Origin of the sequence: Arthrobacter sp. 2YAF22_2 (assembly GCF_052114645.1) — a bacterium.
GTDB lineage: Bacteria > Actinomycetota > Actinomycetes > Actinomycetales > Micrococcaceae > Arthrobacter.
Map to the genome: position 1 here is coordinate 1 of NZ_JBFRFD010000351.1, position 3,900 is coordinate 3,900.

Annotated in this window: 3 protein-coding genes; 2 read left to right on the forward strand and 1 reads right to left on the reverse strand. The window is 69.5% G+C overall.

Annotated elements, in window-relative coordinates; translation table 11 throughout:
* Window positions 1-354: circularly permuted type 2 ATP-grasp protein (locus AB4Y86_RS13780; RefSeq protein WP_441402777.1), on the reverse strand; the 354-nt coding region annotated here is incomplete at its 3' end.
* A gap of 191 nt (window positions 355-545) precedes the next feature.
* On the opposite strand from AB4Y86_RS13780, the gene AB4Y86_RS13785 reads away from it, so the two are divergent.
* Together AB4Y86_RS13785 and pepN are read left to right on the forward strand one after the other, a co-directional pair.
* Window positions 546-1,577, forward strand: coding sequence for a YeiH family protein (locus AB4Y86_RS13785; RefSeq protein WP_441402778.1), 1,032 nt, complete (start codon window positions 546-548; stop codon window positions 1,575-1,577).
* 72 nt (window positions 1,578-1,649) lie between these two features.
* A partial coding sequence (gene pepN, locus AB4Y86_RS13790; RefSeq protein WP_441402779.1) for an aminopeptidase N occupies window positions 1,650-3,900 on the forward strand: 2,251 nt, incomplete at its 3' end.

Below are 3,900 nucleotides of genomic sequence, written 5' to 3' on the forward strand. Positions count from 1 at the left end.
GTCCGAGACGACTGCCATCTTGCCGTAGACGTCATTGAGGAAGGCTTCGAGGGCCCGCACTCGTTGGGCCACACCGCGTTCCAGGACCGTCCACTCGTCGGCCGGGATGACCCGAGGCACGATGTCCAGCGGGAACGGCCGCTCCTCCCCCGCGTAATCGAAGGTGACACCACGGTCCAGGAAGGTCCGGGCCATCGAGTCGGCGCGGGCCGTGACGTCGGCCAGCGAGAGTTCCTGGAGCGCCCCGGCGACCTGCCGGTAGGAGCGCCGGGTCTGCTGGCCCGGGGCGAACATTTCGTCATAGGCACCGCTGCGCCCGGCGGCCGCTGAGTAATCCTGAAAAAGGTCAGACATGCCCTCTAGCCAACCACCTTTTCGGGGCGAACTCATAACGCCGCCGTCCGCGGGGCGTGTTGCAGCTCACGCCGGGCGGCGCCCCCTGCCGCCGATTCCCGGTCTGCCCCGCGCGCCCGGTCTCGCGCATCAGCGGTTCGCTCGGTGTTTCGCTGCGGTCTTTGGCAGGCCGGTACGGCAAGGTTGAAGGCGTGCCTCCTTCAAGCTCCGCTTCCCCTCAGCAACACGGCCGGCTGCGCCCGCTGTTGCCGGGCCTGCTCGCCTGCGCCGCCGCGGTCGGGACCGCCCTCGCCGTGCACGCGGTACTCCCCGCGCTGCCGGCCATGACGGTGGCGGTCCTGCTCGGGCTGCTGGCCGCCAATCTGCCCGGCGTGTCCGGCTGGAGTGCAGGTGTCGGCCGGCCCGGGCTGGACTTCGCCGGCAAGCACCTGATGCGCAGCGGAATTGTGGTGCTGGGGCTCAAGGTCAGCGTGGTCGACGTGCTGGGCCTGGGCTGGCCCGCCCTGCTCCTGATCACAGGGGTGGTGTTGGCGTCCTTCGCGGGGACCTATGGCATCGGCCGGCTGTTCCGGCTGCCCCCGCCTGTTTCCCTGCTGATTGCCACCGGATTTTCCATCTGCGGCGCCTCGGCAATCGGCGCGATGGCCGCGGTGCGACGCATCCGGCAGCAGGACACCGTGCTTCCGATCGCCCTGGTCACGCTCTGTGGCACACTCGCGATCGGGGTCCTGCCGCTCCTGATAGGCCCGTTGGGGCTGGGCCCGGAGGCCTTCGGTGCATGGGCCGGCGCTTCGGTGCACGACGTCGGGCAGGTGGTCGCCACCGCCCAGACCGCGGGCGCCTCGGCGCTCGCCGTCGCCGTCATCGTCAAGCTGACCCGCGTGCTCCTGCTCGCGCCGATGGTCGCAGCAGCGGGCATTCACCACCGGATCGGGTCCGACTTCGGCGGCCGGTTTCCGCCGATCGTGCCGCTGTTCGTCCTGGGGTTCATCGCCATGGTGGCGCTGAGGTCGGTTGGATGGCTGCCGCCCGGGGCGCTCGGTGCGGCCGCCGTGCTGCAGGACCTGCTGCTGGGCATGGCCCTGTTCGGCCTCGGCTCGGCCGTCCGGGTGGGGCATCTGCTGCGGACGGGGACGCGCGCGCTGCTGGCCGCCCTGTCCGCCTGGCTGCTGATCGCTGCGCTGGGACTGGCCGCCGCCGTCGTCCTCATCCCCGGCCGCTGACCCAGCGGGCGACCAGAGGCCGCTGACCCGGCGGGCGAACCGGGGCGGCGGTGCCCGTGATTAGATAGCGGAGTGTCCAATCAGAACCTGCGCCGTGACGAAGCGGCAGCCCGCTCAGCCCTGATCACCACCCACAGCTACGACGTGTCCCTTGACGTCCGGCAGGCGGCGGACCCCGACGTCGCCGGCTACACCAGCCGCAGCATCATCAACTTCGCCGCCCTCGAGCCCGGCGCCTCCACCTTCCTGGATTTCATCGGCGGCGCGGTGCACAGCGTCATCCTCAACGGGGAGAGCCTGCCCGTGGCGGACATCGTGGACGGATCCCGGATCCGCCTCGACCGGCTGCAGGCCGAGAACCAGGTGACGGTCACCGGTACGGCCCTGTACAGCACCTCCGGCGAGGGAATGCACCGCTTCTTCGACCCCGCCGACGGCCAGTGCTACCTCTATACCCAGTACGAGCCGGCCGACGCGCGCCGTGTCTTTGCAAACTTCGAACAGCCCGACCTGAAGGCCGAGTTCACTTTCCACGTGACGGCTCCGTCCCCCTGGCAGGTGTCCTCGAACGGCGTCGAGGCCTTCCGCACCCCGCTGACCAGCGACCCCGCGACGAGCCGCTGGGATTTCGCCCCCACCAAGCCGATGTCCACGTACATCACCACCGTACTGGCCGGCCCCTACTTCAAGGCCGAGGACMCCTGGCACGGGATCCTGGCGGACGGCACGGCGGTGGAAGTGCCGCTGGCCCTCTACTGCCGTGCCTCGATGGCCCCGTCGTTCGACGCGGCGGAACTGTTCCGGCTGACCCGGAACGGCCTGGACTTCTTCAATGGGCTCTTCGACTATCCGTACCCCTGGGGCAAATACGAGCAGGCGTTCGTACCCGAGTACAACCTCGGCGCCATGGAGAACCCGGGCCTCGTCACGTTCACGGAGAGCTACGTCTTCACCTCCCGCGCCGCCGACTCGCAGTACCAGGCGCGCGCCAACACCCTCCTGCACGAGATGGCGCACATGTGGTTCGGTGACCTGGTCACCATGCAGTGGTGGAATGATCTGTGGCTCAAGGAGTCCTTTGCGGACTATATGGGTACCCTCGGCGTGGACCGGACCACGGACTGGGACACCGCTTGGGTGAACTTCGCCAACAACCGCAAGGCCTGGGCTTACGTCCAGGACCAGCTCCCCACGACGCACCCGATCGTCGCCGACATCCCGGACCTCGAGGCCGCCAAACAGAATTTCGACGGCATCACCTACGCCAAGGGCGCCTCCGTGCTCAAGCAACTGGTCGCCTACGTTGGTTTCGAGGACTTCATCGCCGGTTCGCGCCGGTACTTCCGCGACCACGCGTACGGCAACACCACCCTCGAGGACCTGCTGCGGGCGCTCAGCGCCGCGTCCGGGCGCGACCTCGGCTCCTGGGCCAGGCAGTGGCTGCAGACCTCCGGCATTTCAACGCTCACCGCCGAAATCCAAGAGCACGACGGCGTCCTCGGCTCGGTGTCGCTGATCCAGCACGCCGAGGACCCGACCACCGGCCGGCAGGAACCGCGGCCGCACCGGTTGCGGATCGGCCTGTACAACCCCGACGCCGCCGGCAACCTGGTCCGTACCGACAGCGTCGAAACCGACGTCGACGGCGAACGCACGGTGGTCGGCCAGCTGGCCGGCAAGGCCCGGCCCGCGTTGCTGCTGGTCAACGACGACGACCTCAGCTACGCCAAGGTCCGGCTGGACCCGCACTCGGAAGCCACCGTGCGGAGCTCCCTGGGCACGCTCAGCGATCCGATGGCCCGGGCCTTGTGCTGGACCGCGTTGTGGGATTCGGCCCGGGACGCTGTCACCCCCGCGTCCCGATATGTCGAGGCGGTGCAGCGCTTTGGTCCCGCCGAACCGGGCATCGGTGTACTGCTAACCGTCCTTGGCAACGCCGGAACCGCGATCGAGCGCTATCTCCCGGCAAGCAGCCGGAACGCTGTGCGCAGCGCGTTCCTCGCCACGGCCGCCACGGAACTGCGGGAGGCAGCTCCCGGCTCCGACCACCAGCTGTCTTGGGTCCGCACCGTCGCCGGCACAAGCCGGTTCGACGCCGGACAGCTTGCCCTGCTCAGGGGACTCCTGGACGGCAGTACGGTGCTTCCGGGTCTTTCCGTTGACGCGGAGCTCCGTTGGAACCTCTGGCATGCCCTCGCAGCCCACGGGCAGGCGGACCAGGCCGGGCTGGATGCCGAACTGGCCCGCGACAACACCGCCTCCGGCAAGTCCGGGCACGCTACGGCCCTCGCGGCGCGGCCGGACCCGGGGGTCAAGGATGCCG